General features: G+C 72.9%; 15 protein-coding genes. 8 read left to right on the top strand and 7 right to left on the bottom strand.

Annotation, left to right across the window (positions count from 1 at the left end; all coding sequences use genetic code 11):
- Nucleotides 1–27: 27 nt before the first annotated feature.
- Nucleotides 28–546: an SRPBCC family protein gene (locus ACZ7MF_RS13380; RefSeq protein ID WP_471476714.1), complete on the bottom strand. Its 519-nt coding sequence runs from the start codon at nt 544–546 to the stop codon at nt 28–30.
- Nucleotides 543–3,056, bottom strand: a complete 2,514-nt coding sequence (locus ACZ7MF_RS13375) for an ATP-dependent Clp protease ATP-binding subunit (protein WP_471476712.1) — start codon at nt 3,054–3,056, stop codon at nt 543–545. The genes ACZ7MF_RS13380 and ACZ7MF_RS13375 overlap by 4 nt, the downstream gene beginning before the upstream one ends.
- Nucleotides 3,057–3,179: 123 nt before the next feature.
- On the opposite strand from ACZ7MF_RS13375, the gene ligA reads away from it, so the two are divergent.
- From ligA to ACZ7MF_RS13350, 5 genes are all read left to right on the top strand, one after another.
- Complete coding sequence (gene ligA, locus ACZ7MF_RS13370; RefSeq protein WP_471476710.1) at nt 3,180–5,270, top strand: NAD-dependent DNA ligase LigA; 2,091 nt, start codon at nt 3,180–3,182, stop codon at nt 5,268–5,270.
- Nucleotides 5,271–5,434: 164 nt separating this feature from the next.
- Nucleotides 5,435–6,544, top strand: coding sequence for a serine hydrolase domain-containing protein (locus ACZ7MF_RS13365; RefSeq protein ID WP_471476708.1), 1,110 nt, complete (start codon nt 5,435–5,437; stop codon nt 6,542–6,544).
- Nucleotides 6,545–6,611: 67 nt separating this feature from the next.
- Nucleotides 6,612–7,826 (top strand): MFS transporter, encoded by a 1,215-nt coding sequence (locus ACZ7MF_RS13360; RefSeq protein WP_471476706.1) that lies wholly within the window; start codon nt 6,612–6,614, stop codon nt 7,824–7,826.
- A gap of 71 nt (nt 7,827–7,897) precedes the next feature.
- On the top strand, nt 7,898–8,479 hold the full coding sequence (locus ACZ7MF_RS13355; RefSeq protein ID WP_388519802.1) for a sugar O-acetyltransferase: 582 nt from the start codon (nt 7,898–7,900) through the stop codon (nt 8,477–8,479).
- A 10-nt stretch (nt 8,480–8,489) separates the two neighbouring features.
- Nucleotides 8,490–9,065: a TetR/AcrR family transcriptional regulator gene (locus ACZ7MF_RS13350; protein ID WP_471476704.1), complete on the top strand. Its 576-nt coding sequence runs from the start codon at nt 8,490–8,492 to the stop codon at nt 9,063–9,065.
- A 49-nt stretch (nt 9,066–9,114) separates the two neighbouring features.
- Here ACZ7MF_RS13350 and ACZ7MF_RS13345 read toward each other — a convergent pair whose 3' ends face one another.
- The 5 genes from ACZ7MF_RS13345 to ACZ7MF_RS13325 all read right to left on the bottom strand — a co-directional run bounded on the left by ACZ7MF_RS13345 (nt 9,115) and on the right by ACZ7MF_RS13325 (nt 15,914).
- Nucleotides 9,115–10,413, bottom strand: a complete 1,299-nt coding sequence (locus ACZ7MF_RS13345; RefSeq protein ID WP_471476701.1) for a YeeE/YedE family protein — start codon at nt 10,411–10,413, stop codon at nt 9,115–9,117.
- Nucleotides 10,414–10,729: 316 nt separating this feature from the next.
- Entirely contained in the window at nt 10,730–12,643 is a 1,914-nt protein-coding gene (gene htpG / locus ACZ7MF_RS13340; RefSeq protein ID WP_471476698.1) for a molecular chaperone HtpG, read from the bottom strand.
- A gap of 178 nt (nt 12,644–12,821) precedes the next feature.
- Nucleotides 12,822–13,805: a TAXI family TRAP transporter solute-binding subunit gene (locus ACZ7MF_RS13335; RefSeq protein WP_471476695.1), complete on the bottom strand. Its 984-nt coding sequence runs from the start codon at nt 13,803–13,805 to the stop codon at nt 12,822–12,824.
- On the bottom strand, nt 13,802–15,241 hold the full coding sequence (locus ACZ7MF_RS13330; protein ID WP_471476693.1) for a sensor histidine kinase: 1,440 nt from the start codon (nt 15,239–15,241) through the stop codon (nt 13,802–13,804). The genes ACZ7MF_RS13335 and ACZ7MF_RS13330 overlap by 4 nt, the downstream gene beginning before the upstream one ends.
- A gap of 10 nt (nt 15,242–15,251) precedes the next feature.
- On the bottom strand, nt 15,252–15,914 hold the full coding sequence (locus tag ACZ7MF_RS13325) for a response regulator transcription factor (RefSeq protein ID WP_471476691.1): 663 nt from the start codon (nt 15,912–15,914) through the stop codon (nt 15,252–15,254).
- A 211-nt stretch (nt 15,915–16,125) separates the two neighbouring features.
- On the opposite strand from ACZ7MF_RS13325, the gene ACZ7MF_RS13320 reads away from it, so the two are divergent.
- The 3 genes from ACZ7MF_RS13320 (at nt 16,126) to ACZ7MF_RS13310 (ending at nt 19,499) form a co-directional block, all read left to right on the top strand.
- Entirely contained in the window at nt 16,126–17,151 is a 1,026-nt protein-coding gene (locus ACZ7MF_RS13320) for an amidohydrolase family protein (RefSeq protein WP_471476689.1), read from the top strand.
- A gap of 1 nt (nt 17,152) precedes the next feature.
- A complete protein-coding gene (locus ACZ7MF_RS13315; RefSeq protein WP_471476687.1) occupies nt 17,153–18,070 on the top strand; it encodes an amidohydrolase family protein in 918 nt (305 codons plus the stop codon).
- 67 nt (nt 18,071–18,137) lie between these two features.
- Nucleotides 18,138–19,499, top strand: coding sequence for an MFS transporter (locus ACZ7MF_RS13310; RefSeq protein WP_471476684.1), 1,362 nt, complete (start codon nt 18,138–18,140; stop codon nt 19,497–19,499).
- Nucleotides 19,500–19,636 lie beyond the last annotated feature (137 nt).

The raw sequence follows: 19,636 nt of genomic DNA, 5'->3' as shown, positions 1-19,636 counted from the left end.
CGTTCGCTGTGTTCCCGGACGGGCCTGTCAGCCCACGGGCCAGACCGCCACCCGGCTGCGCGGCGGCTCCGGCTCCTCGGGCCGCACCTGGCCGTCCCGGATGGTCCCCCGCCAGGCGCCGCTCGCCTCCCCGTGTCCTTCGATGTACGCCTTGTAGTGCGCGAGTTCGCGCCGCACGACGCGGCCCGCCGCCCCGGGCACCAGGGCGAGTACGCCCGTGAGTCCGCGCGGCTCGGCCGTCATCCGCACGGTCACCGAGGTGCGCTCCCCCTCGGCGGGCCGGAACGTCACCTCGCCCCGGTGGCCGTGGCGTTGCCCGAGGCTGCGCCAGGTCAGGTGCGAGTCGGGCACCTGGTCCACGATCTCGGTCGCGAACTCCCGGCGGAGGGGGCCGAGTCCGACGACCCACAGGGTCACGGCGGGCCTGACCTGTTCGACCCGCTTGACGGTGGTCATGAACCTCGGGAAGCACTCGAACTGGGTCCACTGGTCGTACGCGGTGCGCACCGGTACGGCGATCTCGACGGTCTCCTCGACGGTGTTCATGTGCCGCTCGCCTCCGCGGGTCGTGCGGTGCCGGCCCGGTCGACCGTGCAGTGCAGGGAGTCGTCGACCACGTCGGCGACGATGGTGTCGCCTGGGTCGGCCTCGCCGCCGAGGAGCAGGTCGGCGACGCGGTTGTCGAGTTCCGCCTGGATCGTGCGCCTGAGCGGCCGGGCGCCGAACTCCGGCTGGTGGCCGTGGGCGATCAGCAGCTTCTTGGCCGCCTCGGTGACCTTCAGCGTCAGGCCCTGGGCGTGCACCCGCCGTTCGCTCCGGGCCAGCAGGTGGTCCACGATCCGCGAGAGGTCGTCCTCGGTGAGCCCGTGGAAGACGATGATCTCGTCGATGCGGTTGAGGAACTCCGGCAGGAACCGGCTCCGCAGCTCCTGCATCAGTTCGTCCTTGAGGTCGGACACGTCGCCCCTGTGGTCGAGGATGCGATGGGCGCCGATGTTGGACGTCATGATGACCACGCAGTGCCGGAAGTCGACGGTGCGGCCCTGTCCGTCGGTGAGGCGGCCGTCGTCGAGGATCTGCAGCAGGGTGTTGAAGACGTCGGGGTGGGCCTTCTCCACCTCGTCGAACAGGACCACGCTGTAGGGCTGCCTGCGGACCTTCTCGGTGAGCTGGCCGGCCTCCTCGTAGCCGACGTATCCCGGGGGCGCGCCGACGAGCCGGGCGACCGTGTGCTTCTCCTGGAACTCGCTCATGTCGAAGCGGATCATGCGCTTCTCCTCGCCGAACAGCAGCTCGGCGAGGGTCTTGGCCAGCTCGGTCTTGCCGACGCCGGTGGGGCCGAGGAAGAGGAAGGAACCCACGGGGCGGTCGGGGTCGCCCATCCCGGCCCGGTTGCGGCGCACGGCCCGCGAGACGGCGGTGACCGCCTCGTCCTGGCCGACGATCCGGGCGTGCATCTCCTCCTCCAGCCTGAGCAGCCGCTCCTTCTCCCCGGCGGTCAGCTGGGAGACAGGGATGCCGGTGCGGCGGGAGATCACGTCCGCGATGTCGTCGGCGGTGACGGAGACGACGCCCTCGCGGCGCTCCTCGATACCCGCGAGTTCGCCCTCCGCCTCGGCGATCTCGCGTTTCAGCTCGCCCGCGCGGGCGTAGTCCTCGGCGGCGACGGCCTGCTCCTGCTCCCGGCGCAGCTTCGCGATGCGGTCCTCGCGGCTGACGACCTCGGTGGAGCGGCTCGCGCTGCGCAGCCGTACCCGGGCACCCGCCTGGTCCATGACGTCGATCGCCTTGTCGGGCAGGAAGCGGTCGCCGACGTAGCGGTCGGACAGTTCCGCCGCCGCGGTCAGCGCTCCGTCGGCGAAGCGGACCTGGTGGTGCGCCTCGTAGGCGTCGCGCAGGCCTTCGAGGATCTGCACCGTCTCCTCGACCGAGGGCTCGGGGACCATCACGGGCTGGAAGCGGCGTTCGAGGGCGGCGTCCTTCTCGACGTACTTGCGGTACTCGTCGATGGTGGTCGCGCCCACCACATGCAGTTCGCCGCGCGCGAGGGCGGGCTTGAGCATGTTGCCGGCGTCCATGGAGCTCTCGCCGCTCGCCCCGGCGCCGACGACGGTGTGCAGTTCGTCGATGAACAGGATGATGCCGCCGCGGGCCTGCTGGACGTCCTCGATGACCTTCTTGAGCCGCTCCTCGAACTGTCCCCGGTACTGCGCGCCGGCCACCATGGCGGACAGGTCGAGGGCGACCACCCTCTTGTCCTTCAGCGTGTTCGGGACCTCACCGGCCACGATGCGCTGGGCCAGTCCCTCCACGATGGCGGTCTTGCCGACACCGGGCTCGCCGATCAGCACCGGGTTGTTCTTGGAGCGCCGGGAGAGGATCTCGACGGTCTGCTCGATCTCCTCGGCGCGGCCGACGACAGGGTCGAGCTTCCCGGCCTTCGCCTCCTCGGTCAGGTCCCGGCCGTACTCGTCCAGCGTCGTGGCCGGCTTCCCACCGTCGTCGCCCGGGGTCCCGCCCGAACGGGCGGCCTGCTCGGTGAGCCCCTCCAGCTTGCCGATGTCCTGCCCCTGAGCGCCCAGCAACCGGGCCGCGCCCGTGTCGCCGTCCGCCAGCAGGGCGCCCAGGATGTGCTCGGGGCCGATGTAGGAGACGCCGGACGCCCGGGAGCGGGCGTAGGCGGTGGCGAGGGTGCGCTTGGCGGCCGGGGTGAGGCCCGGTTCGGCGGACGGCTCGCCCGCCTCGCGGGGCAGGACCTCGGCGATCCGGGAGGCGAGCGCGTCGGGGTCGGCGCCCGACCGGGCGAGCAGTCCCCGCGCGGGCTCGACCTTCGTGGCCGCCCACAACAGGTGTTCCGTGTCCAGGTCGGACGTCCCGTCCTCCAGCGACCGCCGTGCCGCCAGGTTGAGGAGTTCCTGCGAGGACTCGGTCAGCAGCCGGCCGATCGGCACCCGCTGCACCGCCGGGGGCGAGGAGGCGGGCGACGTTCCGAAGAACCGGTTGAACAGATCGCTGAAGGGATCGGACGCACCGAATCCGAACGACGACATCGACATGAGAGCTCCAGGGGCGGTGGCAGTCGGTTCCACCGAAACCCCATGTCGGCGGCTCCGCAAGCGGAGCGGCCGCCGCGCGGTGGCGAGGACCCGTTGTCAGTGGTGGGCGGCATGATTCGGGTCATGACTACTCCTGCAGCAGTGATCGTCGACGCCACCGCCTACGCCCAGGCGGTCGAGGACGCCGCGCGCGCGGCCGCCGCCTACTACGCGGGCGGCTCCTCCCCGCTGGACGACGACGCCTACGACCGGCTGGCGAGAGGGATCGCCGCGTGGGAGGCCGAACACCCGGACGAGGTGCTGCCCGACTCGCCCACCGGCAAGGTCGCCGGCGGCGCGGCCGAGGGGGACGTGCCGCACACGGTGCCGATGCTGAGCCTGGACAACGTGTTCTCTCCGGAGGAGTTCACCGCCTGGACGGCGTCCCTGGCCCGGCGCATCGACCGCGAGGTCACGCGGTTCAGTGTGGGCCCCAAGCTGGACGGCCTCGCCGTCGCCGCCCGCTACCGGGAGGGCCGCCTCACCCGGCTGATCACCCGGGGCGACGGCACGGCCGGCGAGGACGTCTCGCACGCGATAGGCACCGTGGAGGGGCTGCCCGAGGCACTGGCCGAGCCGGTGACCGTCGAGGTGCGCGGCGAGATCCTGATGACGACGGCCCAGTTCGAGCACGCCAACGAGGTGCGCATCCAGCACGGCGGACAGCCCTTCGCGAATCCGCGCAACGCGGCCGCGGGCACCCTGCGGGCGAAGGAGCGCGCCTACACGGTGCCGATGACGTTCTTCGGGTACGGCCTGCTGGCCCTGCCCGACACCGACGCGGTGCTCGCGGGGCGGCTGGAGGAGCTGCCGTACAGCGAGCTGATGGCGACGGCGGCCGGGCTCGGCGTGCACACCAGCACCGGCACCGCGGTGCCGGACGTGGTCGTGGAGACGCCCGAGCAGGTGGTGGCGCGGGTCCAGGAGATCGCCGCGCTCCGTACCGAGCTGCCGTTCGGCATCGACGGGATCGTCGTCAAGGCCGACCTGGCCGCCGACCAGCGGGCCGCCGGGTCGGGCTCGCGGGCGCCGCGGTGGGCGATCGCCTACAAGCTCCCGGCCGTGGAGAAGATCACCCGGCTGCTGGAGGTGGAGTGGAACGTGGGCCGTACCGGCATCGTCGCCCCGCGCGGCGTCCTGGAGCCGGTGGTCATCGAGGGCTCCACGATCACCTACGCCACGCTGCACAATCCGGCCGACATCACCCGGCGCGGTCTGCGGCTGGGCGACCACGTCATGGTGCACCGCGCCGGTGACGTCATCCCGCGCATCGAGGCTCCGGTCGCACATCTGCGGACCGGCGAGGAACAGCCCATCGTCTTCCCCGAGGCATGTCCGCGCTGCGGCTCGGAGATCGACACCAGCGAGGAGCGCTGGCGGTGCGCGCAGGGCCGCAACTGCCACCTGGTCGCCTCCCTGGCCTACGCCGCCGGCCGGGACCAGCTCGACATCGAGGGCCTGGGGACCACCCGGGTCGTCCAGCTCGTCGAGGCGGGGCTGGTAGCCGACCTGGCCGACCTCTTCCTGCTCCGGCGCGAGCAGTTGCTCGCCCTGGAGCGGATGGGCGAGACCAGCACCGACAACCTGCTCGCCGCGCTCGCCCGGGCCAAGGAGCAGCCGCTGTCCCGGGTCCTGTGCGCGCTGGGGGTCCGGGGCACCGGCCGGTCCATGTCCCGGCGCATCGCCCGGTACTTCGCCACCATGGACCACATACGCGCCGCCGACGCCGAGGCCATGCAGCGGGTCGACGGCATCGGGGTGGAGAAGGCCCCCTCCGTCGTCGCGGAGATCGCCGAACTCGCCCCGCTCATCGACAAGCTCACCGCCGCCGGCGTCAACATGACCGAGCCCGGCGCGACCCCTCCCCCGCCCGCCGACGCGGACGGCGAGGACGGGGCGACGCCCGCCGCGGCGGCGGACGGCGGCCCGCTGGCGGGCATGAAGGTGGTCGTCACCGGCGCGATGACCGGACATCTGGAGCGGCTCAGCCGCAACGAGATGAACGAACTCATCGAGCGGGCCGGCGGGCGCTCCTCCTCCAGCGTCTCCAAGAACACGACGCTCGTCGTCGCGGGCGAGGGGGCGGGTTCGAAGCGGGCCAAGGCGGAGCAGCTGGGTGTGCGGCTGGCCACCCCGGAGGAGTTCGCCGTGCTCGTCGCCGACCTGCTCGGCTGAGGCGTGCGCGCCTGCGCGAGGGGGTGTTGGTGGGGGGTGTTGGTGACACCCCCCAGCCGGGGGCCAGTCCCAGTGATCTTCCTTCCCGGCCCTGAGAGGGTCGTCGGTGACAGGGACACCGTCCGCCCGCCGCACTCGGGCGGCCACGAACAGGGGGAAGACACATGCACCGCAAGCGCCTCGCCGCCGCGGTCCTGCTCGCCGCCGCGCTCACCGGGGCGTTCGCGCCCGCGGCGGCGGCCCGTCCGGCCCACCGCCCCGACCCCGTACAGCGTCAACTGGACCTGCTCACCGCACGCGACGGCGTACCGGGCGCGCTCGCGTACGACGGCAGGACGACGCGCACCTCGGGCGTCGCGGACCTGGACTCGGGCCGGGAGATGACCGACGAGCGGGGCCGGTTCCGGCTCGCCAGCGACACCAAGGCGTTCACCGCGACCGCGGTGCTGCGGCTGGTGGCGGACGGCCGTCTGGGCCTCGGCGACCGCGCGGGCTCCTACCTGCCGCAGCTCGCCGACAGCCCCATCACCGTACGGCAGTTGCTGAAGCAGACCAGCGGGCTGCCGGAGTACTCGGCGCTGGTGGACTGGACCCGGCCGGGGACGCCCGAGGAGTACCTGGCCCTGGCGCTCGACGCGGAGCCCGTCTTCGAGCCCGGCACGGACTGGGGCTACTCCAACACCAACTACCTGGTCCTCGGCATGGTGATCGACGAGGTGTCCGGGGTCGGCTTCCGCACGTACGTGGAGCGCACGATCCTGCGCCCGCTGCACCTGGACGACACCTACTGGCCCGCGCCCGGCGAGCTGGACCTGCGCGGCCCGCACGCCCAAAACTACGGCGTCCATCCCGCGCACCCGCAGGACGGCAGAGTGGACGTGACCGAGCTGCCCGGGTACGAGTTCGGCGCGTCCGGCGGCCTGGTGTCCACCCCCGTGGACCTCAACGCCTTCTGGGACGGGCTGTTCGGCGGCCGCCTCCTGCCGGGCTGGGCGGTGCGCCTGATGACGCGGGACACCACCGACGTCGGCGGCCGCGACGTCTACCCGGCGGGCAGCCGCTACGGGTACGGCCTCGCCTCGATCCCGCTCAGCTGCGGCGGCGTCTACTGGGGCCACGGCGGCGACCTGCCCGGCGGTTCGGTGGGCGGCGGCCGGGCCACGGGCGGCCGGGGCACCGTCACCGTCTACACCACGACGTGGGCGGCCGAGGGCGACAGCCTGCGTCATCTCCAGGGCGCCGTGGACGCGGCCCTGTGCGCCAAGAGGCACTGAAAAGCCCCTCCGGCCGGAGGGCGCCCGGAGTGTACGTTCGTACGCCCTGGCGGGTAGGCTCCCGCGCATGACTGTTGACGTACTGCGCCGGCCCGCCCTGGCCGATCGGCGGGCTCGCGTGGCCGTCGCCGTGCTGTTCTTCACCAACGGGGCCCTGTTCGCCAACCTGCTGCCGCGATACCCGCAGATCAAGGCGGACCTCGGCATCGGGAACGCCGCCTACGGACTGGCCGTGGCGGCGTTCCCGGCAGGAGCCATCACGGCCGGGCTCGCGGCCGGGATCCTGGTGCGCCGGTTCGGCTCGGCGCGGGTCGCGGTCGGCGGCACGCTGCTGACCGGGGTGGGCATCCTCGCCGCGGGCGTCGCCGACTCGGTGGTGGTGTTCGCGGGGGCACTCTTCCTGGCAGGGGCGATGGACGCCTTCACCGACGTCGCGCAGAACGCCCACGGTCTGCGGGTGCAGCGCCGCTACGGACGTTCCATCATCAACTCCTTCCACGCCATCTGGTCCATCGGCGCCGTCACCGGCGGGTCCATGGCCGCGGCCGCCATCGCGCTCGGCGTCTCGCGGGGCCCGCACCTGCTCTGCTCCGCCGTGGTGTTCGCGGTCGCGGCCTGCGTCGCCCTGCGCTACTGCCTGCCGGGCCCGGAGACCGAGGCCGAACCGGCCGCGGAGTCCGGCGCCGAGGACTCCGCGCCGTCGCCGGTCCGGGCCCCGGCGGCCGGCCTGCGCACCGGCTGGGTGCTGGCCGCGCTCGTCCTCATCGCCACGGCCGGGACCCTCGTCGAGGACGCGGGCATGTCCTGGGCCACCCTCTACCTCTCCGACTCGCTGCACGCGACGGCGGCGCTGGCCGCGTCCGGGTATGTCGCCCTGGTCGGCGCGCAGTTCGTCGGCCGGATCGTCGGCGACCGGCTCGTGGACCGCTTCGGCCAGCGCGCGGTGGCCCGCTCCGGCGCCCTGATCGCGGCGGTCGGCATGGGCCTGGCGCTGGCCGTGCCGACGGTGCCGGGCACGGTCCTCGGGTTCGCCGCGGCCGGGTTCGGGGTGGCGACGCTGGTCCCGGCGGCCATGCACGAGGCCGACGAACTGCCCGGCCTCAAGCCCGGGTCGGGCCTGACCCTCGTCTCCTGGCTGATGCGGCTCGGCTTCCTGCTCTCGCCGCCGGTCGTGGGACTGGTCGCCGACGCGACGAGCCTGCGGGTGGGCCTGCTGGTGGTGCCGCTCGCGGGGCTCCTGGTGCTGCTGTGCGCCGGAGTGCTCCGGCCCCGGCGCGGCTGAGCCGTACCGCCGGGCGACGCACTCTCCTTCGGAGTGTACGTTCGTACGCTTTCGGGGGTAGGATCGGACGCATGCCGACGGACCACTTCGCGGGCGACTCCCGCACCAACCTCGAACGCATGCAGGCGGGCGACCTCTACATCGCCGACGATCCGGAGATCGCCCGCAGGCAGCAGCAGGCGGTGCGGCTGGCCGCCCGCTACCAGGCCGCCTACGCGGAGGACGCGGAGGCGGCGCGACCGCTCCTCGCGGAGCTGCTCGGCTCCCTGGGCGCCGAGGCCCATGTGCGGCCCCCGCTGTACGTCGACTACGGCAGCAACATCACCGTCGGGGCACGCACCTTCGTCAACTACAACCTGACGGCGCTGGACGTCGCGGCGATCACCATCGGCGAGGACTGCCAGATCGGGCCGAACGTCCAGCTGCTGACCCCGACGCACCCCCTGGAGCCCGGGCCCCGGCGGGACAAGCTGGAGGCCGCCCGCCCGATCGTCATCGGCGACAACGTCTGGCTGGGCGGCGGCGCGATCGTGCTGCCGGGCGTGACCATCGGGGACAACGCGGTGATCGGCGCGGGCGCGGTCGTCACGAAGGACGTACCGGCGAACGTCGTGGCCGTCGGCAACCCTGCCCGGCCGGTGCGGAACGTGTAAGTCTGCTCCCATGGCAACCGGACACACGGATCCGCAGCGGCGGGAACGCATCCTCGCGGCCACCCTCGACCTGATCGCCGAGGAGGGCATCGCCCGCGTCTCCCACCGCAGGATCGCCCAGCGCGCGGGGGTACCGCTCGGCTCGATGACGTACCACTTCAGCGGCATCGAGCAGCTGCTGCGGGAGGCGTTCGGCCGGTTCACCGACCACATCGTCGCGGTGTTCGACGCGCACCTCGGCGCCGCCGCCGACCGCGACGAGGCCCGGGCGGCGGTGGCCGACCTCGTGCACGAGCTGTCCGAGGACAGCCAGCGGGACCTGGTGCTCACGCAGGAGCTGTACACGCTCGCCGCGCGGCAACCGGCCTACCGGGAGCTGACCCACGAGTGGATGCGCCGCAGCCGCGTCCACCTGGAGAAACACTTCGACCCGGACACGGCCCGCCAGCTCGACGCCCTCATCGAGGGCCTGACGCTGCACCGCGCCCTGGCCAGGGAGCCGCACGGGCGCGCCCTCACCGTGGAGGCCATCGCCCGGGTCACCACCACGGACCGGGGCGCACCCCGGGCCGGCGACACCCCCTAGCGGCCCGTGCGGCGCGGGCCTGACCCCCGCGCCGCACGGGCGTCCCCCGTCAGCAGACTCCGTCGCCCGGCTTGGGGTTGCCCAGGCCGAACAGGGGCCTCAGCTTGAGGCCCACCCACGTGCCGGCCAGTGCGAAGGCGCCCCACAGCCAGCCGCTGAGGCTGCCCGAGGCGATGCCCGCGAGGTAGGCGCCGATGTTGCAGCCGCCGGCCAGCCGGGCGCCGATGCCCATCAGCACGCCGCCCAGCACCGCCGCCACGGCGGTACGCCAGGGAATGCCCCGGTGCAGCGCCCAGGTGCCGCCGAGCGAGGCGGCGACGGCCGCGCCGATCATGATGCCGATGTCCGTGAGGCTGGTCTTGTCGGCGAGCACCGGACCGGCCAGCATCTCGGCGTTGCCGGGCCGCTGCCACCAGGTCCAGTTCTCCGGGTGGCCGCCGAGGGCGCCGACCAGTTCCGAGCCCCACAGGCTGAAGGCGCTGGTGACACCCCAGGCGCCGCCGGAGACCAGCAGGACGCCCGCGCCGAGCACGGCCAGCGCGAGGGCGCCGACGGCCAACGGCCAGGACCCGCGGACGGCACGGACGGCCGCCCGGCGTGCCGAGGGCACGGCACCCAGCGGCGGTGGGTTGCGGCGGGCCTGGACGCGCCGGCTGACCAGCACCACGAGGAGCAGGGCGGCGACGGTCACGCCCCAGGAGCCGAACCAGCCGATGTGCTCGGAGAGCACGACGGGCTCCCAGGCCGGGAGGTCCTTCCACAGGTCGAACTGCCAGGCGGCCAGCGTGGCGCCCGCGACGAAGCCGCCCAGGGTCAGCACGATCGACGTCTGCCCCGAGCCGACCGCGAACAGGGTGCCCGAGGCGCAGGCGCCGCCGAGCTGCATGCCGATCGCGAAGAGCGCCGAACCGGCGAACAGACCGATGCCGATCGGCCCGGCGGACGGCGCGGGCTGGGAGCCGAACAGCCCGGTCTCCGTGCCGATGAGCAGCGCGAACAGGGTGGCCGTGGTGCCCAGCAGCAGCGCGTGCGCCCGCAGCCCGGTCCCGTTGCCGACGGCGACCAGCTGCCGCCAGGCGGAGGTGAAGCCGAACCGGGAGTGGAAGAGGGCGACGCCCAGGCCGAGGCCGAGCAGGAGCAGCACGCCGGGCTTGGCGCCGTGCGCGGACCACACGTACGCGGTCAGGGCGGCGGCGAGCAGCCCGGACACGGCGAGCGGCGTCCGCCGCACCGGCGGCAGGGGCGGCGCGTCGGGCCGGGCCGAGGAGGTGGGCGAGGGGGTGAACAGGGCGGTGGGCGCGCGTGGCGGCGCGGCCGGGGCGGACCCGGCCGGGGGTGCGGTGGTCACGGAAGAATCTCCGGGGTGGTGTGCACGGGGACGGCGGACGCGGGCGGACCGGCGGCGCGGGGGGCGCGGCCGGTCCGGAGGGTCAGCGGCGACAGAGGCCGTCGTCGACGCACCACGCCGAGCACGCGAAGAGCGCGAGGCACAGCAGCGGAGCCGATGCATACATGCGTACGAATATACGGAGGGGTGTGCTCCGGACGCCACGCCGTCTCGCCATGCGGATGGCGGGACGGCGTGGCGCCCGTGTCCTTCCGGGTCCTGCGCGGTCTCCCGGGTCCTGCACGGTCTCCCGGGTCCTGCACGGTCTCCCGGCCGGTTACAGGGTGCGCTCCAGGCGGTCCGCCATCAGCTGCACGAACCGGGCGGGCTCCTTGGGGCGGCCGCCCTCGGCGAGCACCGCGAGGGCGTGCAGCAGTTCGGCGGTCTCGGTCAGCTCCGCGCGGTCCCGCTGGTCGGTCCAGGCCCGGTTCAGGGACTTCACCAGCTGGTGCTCGGGGTTGAGTTCGAGGATCCGCTTGGCGCCGGGCACCTCCTGGCCCATCGCCCGGTACATGTTCTCCAGGGCGGGCGTCAGCTCACCCGCGTCGGAGACGACGCACGCCGGGGAGACGGTGAGGCGGGAGGAGAGCCGGACCTCCTTGACCTCCTCGCCCAGGTGCTCCGTCATCCAGCCGAGCAGCCCGGCGTACTCCTCGCCCTGCTTCTCCTTCTCGGCGTCGCTCTTGTCCGCCTCGGTGCCGGAGAGGTCGATCTCGCCCTTGGCCACCGAGCGCAGCGTCTTGCCCTGGTACTCCCCGACCGCGTCGACCCAGACCTCGTCGACGGCGTCGGTGAGCAGGAGCACCTCCACACCCTTGGCCCGGAACGCCTCCATGTGCGGGGAGTTCTCGATGGCCTGCCGGGACTCGCCCGTCATGTAGTAGATGTCCTCCTGCCCGTCCTTCATCCGCTCCACGTAGTCCTTGAGCGCGGTGGGCTCGTCGGCGTCGTGGGTGGAGGCGAACGAACAGGCGGCGAGGATCGCGTCCCGGTTCTCGGAGTCGGTGACCAGACCTTCCTTGAGCACCGGGCCGAACTCGCGCCAGAACGTGGCGTACCGGTCCGGCGCTGAGGTCCTGAGGTCCTTGACCGTCGAGAGGACCTTCTTCGTCAGCCGGCGCTGGATCATGCGGATGTGGCGGTCCTGCTGGAGGATCTCGCGGGAGACGTTGAGCGAGAGGTCCTGCGCGTCGACGACGCCCTTGACGAAGCGGAGGTGGGACGGCAGCAGTTCCTCGCAGTCGTCCATGATGAAGACGCGCTTCACGTAGAGCTGGACGCCGCGCTGGTAGCCCTGGGTGAACAGGTCGTGCGGGGCGTGCGAGGGCACGAAGAGCAGGGCCTGGTACTCGAAGGTGCCCTCCGCCTGGAGCCGGATCGTCTCCAGCGGGTCGCGCCAGTCGTGGGCGATGTGCTTGTACAGCTCGTGGTACTCGTCGTCGGACACCTCGTCGCGCGGGCGTGCCCACAGGGCCTTCATCGAGTTGAGCGTCTCGGCCTCGCGGGCCTCGGCACCGTCGGCGTCGCCGTCGTCGCCCGGCTCCGGCAGCAGGCGGACCGGCCAGGTGATGAAGTCCGAGTACCGCTTGACGATCTCCTTGATCTTCCACGCGGAGGTGTAGTCGTGCAGCTGGTTCTCGGCGTCGGCCGGCTTGAGGTGCAGCGTGACAGCGGTGCCCTGCGGGGCCTCGCCGATCCGCTCCAGGGTGTACGTGCCCTCGCCGCGCGAGGTCCACCGGGTGCCCTCGGTCTCTCCTGCGTGCCGGGTGACCAGGGTGACCTCGTCCGCCACCATGAAGCCCGAGTAGAAGCCGACGCCGAACTGGCCGATGAGACCGTCGGCCCCGGCCGCGTCCTTGGCCTCCCGCAGTTCCTCCAGGAACTTGGCGGTGCCCGAGTTGGCGATCGTGCCGATCAGCCGGGTGACCTCGTCGTACGACATGCCGATGCCGTTGTCCCGCACGGTCAGGGTGCGGGCGTCCTTGTCGACCTCCAACTCGATGTGCAGGTCGCTCACGTCGGCGTCGGGGGCGTCGTCGCGCAGGGCGGCGAGGCGCAGCTTGTCCAGCGCGTCGGAGGCGTTGGAGACGAGCTCGCGCAGGAAGACATCCTTGTTCGAGTAGACGGAGTGAATCATCAGCTGGAGCAGCTGACGCGCCTCTACCTGGAACTCAAACGTTTCGGTCGTCATGGCTGGTCAGTACCTCACAGGTCCACGGAATCGTCTGCACGGGTGAGGGCAACTCTAGAACAGCGCGGGCGACGGTCGCCGCCGGTCCGCAGCCCTCGCCCGATGTCGGCGACCGACGACAACGCCGCAGATGTGCGTGCCAGACCCCGCGTCTGCGGCATGATCCGCCGGACAGGCCCTAGCCGTGCAGCGACCGGTACGCCGCCACCGCACCCGGGTGCAGCGGCACACCGCCCGTGCCGATGAGGCTGCGGACGTCGAGGAACTGGGCGCCGACGGCGTGGTCGGGCACGAACGCGGGGGCGCGCCGGACCAGGAGGCGGGTGAGGCTGCCCGCGAGGGCGGGGTCCAGGTCGGGCCGGCACACCAGGAGGTTGGAGACGCCGACGGTCGCGACACCGGCCGAGGAGCGGTAGGCGTTCTGCGGCAGGGACACCTCCTCAAGTCCCGAGGCGGCCCTGCCGTCCCGGCCGCCGGCGAGACCGGGCAGGAGGCCGGCCAGCGGGAGGAAGCGCAGGCCGGGATCGCGGTCCAGGTCGGAGAGGGTGGGCAGCGGCACGCCGCCCGCGACCAGCAGTCCGATCACCGAGCCGGCCCGCAGGGCCGCCGCCGCGTCGGCCAGGCGCAGGTGCCGTACCGGCACGTCGGTGCCGGGCGCAAGGCCGGCGGCGCTCAGCAGTCGGGCGCCGAGGTGGGCCGCGCCGGAGCCGACGGCGCCGAGCGACACGGGGTGCCCGGCCAGGTCGGCCACGCTGCGCACGGGGGCGTCGGCACGCACGGCGAACTGGAGGTATGTCTCGTAGACCCGGCCGATCGCCCGCAGGGGCACCGGCCGCGGGAAGAGCCCGGTGCCCTGGGCGGCGCGGGCCGTGTCGGTGAGGACCAGGCCGAGGTCGGCCTCGCCGTCGCGGAGCAGTTCGATGTTGGTGATGCTGCCGGCGGTGGTGCGAACGCGGCAACGCAGCCCGGGGTGGACCGCTTCCACCTGTTCGGCGAGGAGCCGGCCGAACGCGGCGTAGAAGGCGGTCGGCTCGCCGGTGGCCAGCCGCAGCAGACCTCCGGGTCCGGAGCGCCCGTGCGCGAGGTCACCGGCGAGCACGCCACCGAGGGCACCAGCGGCGGCGGTACCGAACGCGGCACGCAGGACGGTACGCCGGTTCACCGGGTGTCTCCTTCGGCGTGTGCACCCGGTACGACCGCGCGGGCCCGCAGGCCGTGCGGGTGCGCGGGTGCCAGTTCCAGGCGGCCGCCGCGGCCGGCCAGGAGTTGTTCGGCGATGGCGAGGCCCAGGCCCGTACCGGACGTCCCGGTCTGGCGGGCCGAGCGCCAGAAGCGGGTGGTGGCCCGGTCGATCTCCTCCGCCCGCAGTCCGGGGCCGTCGTCGGTGACGGTGACGACCGCGTACGGGCCCTCGGCGGCGCAGCGCAGCCGGACGCGGGCACCGTCGCCCGCGTACTTGATCGCGTTGTCCAGCAGGATGTCCGTCACCTGGGCCAGTTCGCGGCCGGTACAGACGGCCGGGACCGGCCCGGCCGCCTCCGCGGTGAGACGAACGGTCGCGCGGCACGCGACCGGTTCCCACAGGCGGTGCCGGCCCAGCGTGATCTCGGCGGCGTCGCAGTGGGCGCCCGGGTCGTCGGTGACCGCGAGTTCCCCGGCCCGGTGCTCGGCGGCGGCGAGGGCCAGGATGTCGTCGAGCAGGTTCTCCAGCCGGTCGAGTTCGGTGTTGACCCCGGCGTACGTGCGCTCGCCCGAGGGCCGCAGATGGGTGTGGAGGGCGTCGACGCGCAGGCGGAGGGCGGCCATGGGATTGCGCATCTGGTGCGAGGTGTCGGCGACCAGCCTGCGCTGCTGTTCGAGGGCGGCGGTGACGGTGCGGGCCATGCGGTTGAAGCCGGCGGCCAGCTGGCGCAGCTCGGGCGGTCCGCCGACGGAGACGGAGCCGCGCGGCCCCGGCGGGCCGCCGGGGAGGGTGTGCTCGGGCGGCAGCCCCGCCGCCAGCTCTCCGACCGCGCGGTCGAGCCGGCGCAGCGGGCTGACCACCCACCGGGTCGCCGCCCGGGCCAGGACCGTGCAGGCGAGGGCGACCAGTGCGGTGCCGGCCAGGACGGCGGCCCAGCGCCGGGCGATGTCTTCGGCGGCCGTGTTGACGTCGGCGCGCAGCACCACGGCGCCGGAGACCTGGGTCCCGGTGCCCGCCGGCGTCGCGAACATGCGGTGACCGCGGGACCAGGGACGCAGGGCGGCGCGCGGGTGCGCGGTCTGGTTCCGCAGGGCCGCGTCGATCAGCCGGGCGACGGCGGGGTCCGCGGCCCGCAGGCCGCCGGTCTGCACGACGGGGAGCCCGCGGGTGTCGGTGACGACGAGGGGTTCGCCGTAGAGCTGGGTGTAGCGCCTGGCTTCGGCGGCGACCGCCGAGGTGTCGCCGTTGCCGGCCGCCCGGTCCATGAGAGACGCGAAGCGGTCCAGGTCGGAGCTGCGGGCGAGGACCAGTTGCTGGGTGCGGTCGGAGGCGGTGAACAGCAGCAGCGGGACGGCGAAGGCGGCCACCGCCAGCACGCCGAACAGCAGCAGTACGGTCTGTACCCGGGTGCGCACGCGTCGGTCCTCAGTCGCCGAGGCGGAAGCCGAAGCCCCGGATCGTGGTGAGCAGTTCCGGGCGGCCGAGCTTGGCCCGCAACTGGGTGAGGTGCACGTCCAGGGAGCGCGACACGGCGTGGTAGGCGTCGCCCCACACCTCGTCGAGGACCTGCTCGCGGCTGACCGCCGTCCCGGCCCGCCGTGCCAGCACGGCGAGGACGTCGAACTCCTTGGTGGTCAGCTCCACCTCCGCCCCGTCGACGCGGACCTGCCGGGCGTCCAGAGCGATCTCCACGTCACCGACGCGCACGGTCCGTGCGGCACGCGGGGCGTGGGCGGCGGCGGTGCGGCGGGTGACGGCCTCGATGCGGGCCAGCAGCTCGGTCAGCCGCACCGGCTTGACCAGGTAGTCGTCGGCGCCGAGCCGCAGCCCCCGCACCACCGAGCGCTCGTCCCCGCGCGCGGTCAGCACCACCACGGACAGGTCGCTGACCGCCCGCAGCATGCGCAGCACCTCCAGGCCGTCCACGTCGGGCAGTCCGAGGTCGAGGAGGAGCAGGTCCGAGCTGCGGTGGTAGGTCAGCACGTCCCTGCCGCGGGTGACCCGCCGGGTGACGTGGCCGTGGTCGTACAGCGCCTCCACGAGCGCTCCGGCGACTCCGTCGTCGTCCTCGGCCAGCAGTATCTGCAACCCTGCCGCCTCCCTCCGGCGACGTTGGAATGTCCGCCTCCGAATGTAGACCACGGTCGGCGGCGCGTTCCGGCTGGTCCGCAGGGTGGACGGGCAGGGCGGCGCCCTTGTTAAGGGGAGGTTAGTTCTGTGTCCGGCCGTCTCCCGGCCCGCCGGCGGCCGAGGAGAGGCTGCCGCGGTCGACGACGACCCGACCCCAAGGACGCAGCCCATGATCATCGACTGTCACGGTCACTACACCACGGCCCCTCCGGCCCTGGCCGCCTGGCGGGAGCGGCAGATCGCCGCGCCGGCCGACCCCGCGGGGGCGCCCTCGCCCGCCGACCCGCGGATCGGTGACGACGAACTGCGCGAGAGCGTCGAGCCGAACCAGTTGCGGATGATGGACGAGCGCGGCATCGACATGACGGTCTTCTCGCCCAGGGCGTCTTTCATGGCGCACCACGTGGGTGACTTCCGCACCTCGGCCGCGTGGGCGGCGCTCTGCAACGAGCTGTGCCACCGCGTCGCCGGGCTCTACCCCGAGCGCTTCGCGCCCGCCGCGATGCTGCCTCAGTCGCCGGGCGTCGACCCGGCCACCTGCGTACCGGAGCTGACCCGGTGCGTCGAGGAGTACGGCGCGGTCGCGGTGAACCTCAATCCCGACCCCTCGGGCGGCCGCTGGACCGCTCCCCCGCTCACCGACCGCTCCTGGTACCCGCTGTACGAGAAGCTGGTCGAGTACGACGTCCCGGCGATGATCCATGTCAGCACGAGCGTGAACCCTGCCTTCCACACCACCGGCGCGCACTACCTCAACGCCGACACCACGGCCTTCATGCAGCTGGTGCAGGGAGACCTGTTCGCGGACTTCCCCACCCTGCGGCTGGTGCTCCCGCACGGTGGCGGGGCGGTGCCGTACCACTGGGGCCGCTTCCGGGGTCTGGCCATGGCGCTGGGCAAACCCCCGCTGGAGGAGCACGTCCTCGGCAACGTCTTCTTCGACACCTGCGTCTACCACCAGCCCGGCATCGACCTGCTCCTCGACGTGGTCCCGGCCCGCAACGTGCTGTTCGCCTCCGAGATGATCGGCGCGGTGCGGGACGTGGACCCGTGCACGGGCCACCACTTCGACGACACCCGGCGCTATGTCGAGGCGTCCGCCCTGTCCGCGGAGCAGCTCGACGCCGTGCGCGAGCACAACGCACGTTCCGTGTACCCGCGCCTGGACGCGCTGCTGAAGCGACAGGGGCGCTGACATGACCACTCTCGCTCCCAAAACCCCGGGCTGGCTCGACTGGCACCCGGACCCGTCCCGGCCCTCCTTCCGGCTGCCGCCCGGCGCGGTCGACGCCCACTGCCATGTCTTCGGCCCCCAGGCGGAGTTCCCGTTCGCCGCGGAGCGCAAGTACACGCCCTGCGACGCGGGCAAGGACCGGCTCTTCGCGCTCCGCGACCACCTGGGCGTCGACCGCCAGGTGATCGTGCAGGCCACCTGCCACGGTGCCGACAACAGCGCCATGCTCGACGCGGTGCGGGCGAGCGGCGGGCGGGCGCGCGGCGTCGCGACCGTCCGGCCGGACGTCACCGACGCCGAGCTGCGGGCGCTGGACGCGGCGGGGGTGCGCGGGGTGCGGTTCAACTTCGTGCGCCGGCTGGTCGACGCGTCGCCCAAGGACGACCTGCGCACGATCGCGCGGCGGATCGCCCCGCTCGGCTGGCACGTCGTCCTCTACTTCGAGAGCGCCGACCTGCCCGAACTGGAGGACTTCTTCACCTCGTTGCCCACGCCGCTGGTCGTGGACCACATGGGGCGCCCGGACGTCACGAAGCCGGTGGACGGCCCCGAGTTCGCGCGCTTCCTGCGCTTCACCGACCGGGGCGAGGTGTGGGTCAAGGTGTCCTGCCCCGAGCGGCTGAGCGTGACCGGACCCGCCGCGCTGGACGGGGAGCGCGAGCCGTACACCGATGTCGTGCCCTTCTCCCGGCGCGTCGTCGAGGAGTTCGGCGACCGCGTGCTGTGGGGCACCGACTGGCCGCACCCCAACCTCACCGGCCACATGCCCGACGACGGCCTCCTCGTCGACCAGGTACGGCGGATCGCCGTGACCGAGGAGCAGCGGCACCGGCTGCTGGTCGACAACCCGGCCCGCCTGTACTGGCCCGGCGACCGGTGAGCCGCACCCCCTCCCGGCCGTCTCCGCGGCCGTCGCCGTCCCCGATCCCCGCGACAAGGACCCCGTCATGCAGCACGCCAACGCGCTGAACCGGCTGGACCGGCTGCCGGTCTCCCGGTTCCACAAAGTCACCCTGCTCGCCGTGTCGTTCGCGTACTTCTTCGAGTTCGCGGACATCAACACCTTCGCGACCACCGCCCCCAGGCTCGTCGACCTGTGGGGCATCTCGATCGACCAGGTCGCCTACGTCACCTCGCTGTCGTTCGTCGGCATGTTCCTCGGCTCGGTCGTCGCGGGAACCGTCGCCGACCGCCTGGGCCGCAAACGGACACTGCTGCTGACGACGCTGTTCTTCGGCGTCTTCTCGTTCGCGTCGGCGTTCTCCTGGGACCTGGTGTCGCTGACCGTCTTCCGGGTGCTGACCTCGGCCGGTCTGGCGGCGATGACCGTGGTCGCGGTCATCTACGTCAACGAGATGTACCCGTCGGCCGTGCGCGGCAAGTACCAGGCGTACGCCATCGTCATCGGCATCTGCGGCACCCCGGTCACCAACCTCGTCGCGAGCGGGGTCGTGCCGCTCGCCGACTGGACCTGGCGCCTCGTCTACCTGTGGGGTTCCCTCGGCATCCTGCTCGTCCTGTTCACCCGGCACCTCAAGGAGTCGCCGCGGTGGCACGAGAGCCGGGGGGACCACGCGGGCGCGGACGCCGTGCTGCGTGACATCGAGGCGTCGGTGGCCGCCGAGCACGGCCCCCTGCCCGAGCCCGCGCCGCCGGTCGAGGAGGAGCCGGTGACCAAGGCCCCGCTGCGGCTGCTGCTCCAGCGCAAGTACCTGCTGCCGACGCTGCTGCTCACCGTGCTGTGGGTCACCCAGACCATCGGCTTCTTCGGCTACTCGAGCTGGGCGCCGACGCTGCTGGCCAAGGAGGGCTTCAGCGTCGAGAAGTCGGTCTTCTACGTGGCGCTGACCACCGTCGGGGCGCCGCTGGGCTCGTATCTGGCCGCCCTCGTGACCGACCGGTTCGAACGCAAGTGGTGCCTGGCCGCGTTCGGCACGCTGATCGCCGTGTGCGGGCTCCTGTACGGCCTCACGTTCAACCCGGTGCTCATCATCGTGTTCGGCTTCCTGGTCAACCTCTTCGAGCGCGGTTACACGGCACTCGGCTACGCGTATTCGCCCGAACTGTTCGACACGCGCGGGCGTTCGCTCGGCACCAGCGTGTCGTACGGGCTGGGCCGCCTGTCGAACGCCGGGGGGCCGCTGATCGTGGCGGCCCTGTACAACGCGCACGGCTACCGGAGCGTCTTCTACTTCATCGCCGGCACCTGGCTGGTCGGCGCGATCGCGCTGAGTCTGTTCGGGCCGCGCACCCGGCAGGCCCGCAGCAGCGCCGCGCCCTCCCGCACCACGGAGACGGTGCCCGGCTAGGGCTCGGGAGCAGGGGACCGTGCCCGGCCAGGGGGTGCCGGGCACGGCTGCAAGAAGCTCTGTCAACAACGTTGACTTCGAGTCAACCGCCCTGCACATTACTTAAAAGTAGAACCGCTCGGTAACCCCGCTGCCGC

The organism is Streptomyces sp. NPDC111628 (assembly GCF_055635195.1).
The sequence above is the reverse complement of the archived record's forward strand: the minus strand, read 5'-3'. Positions and strand labels throughout refer to the sequence as shown.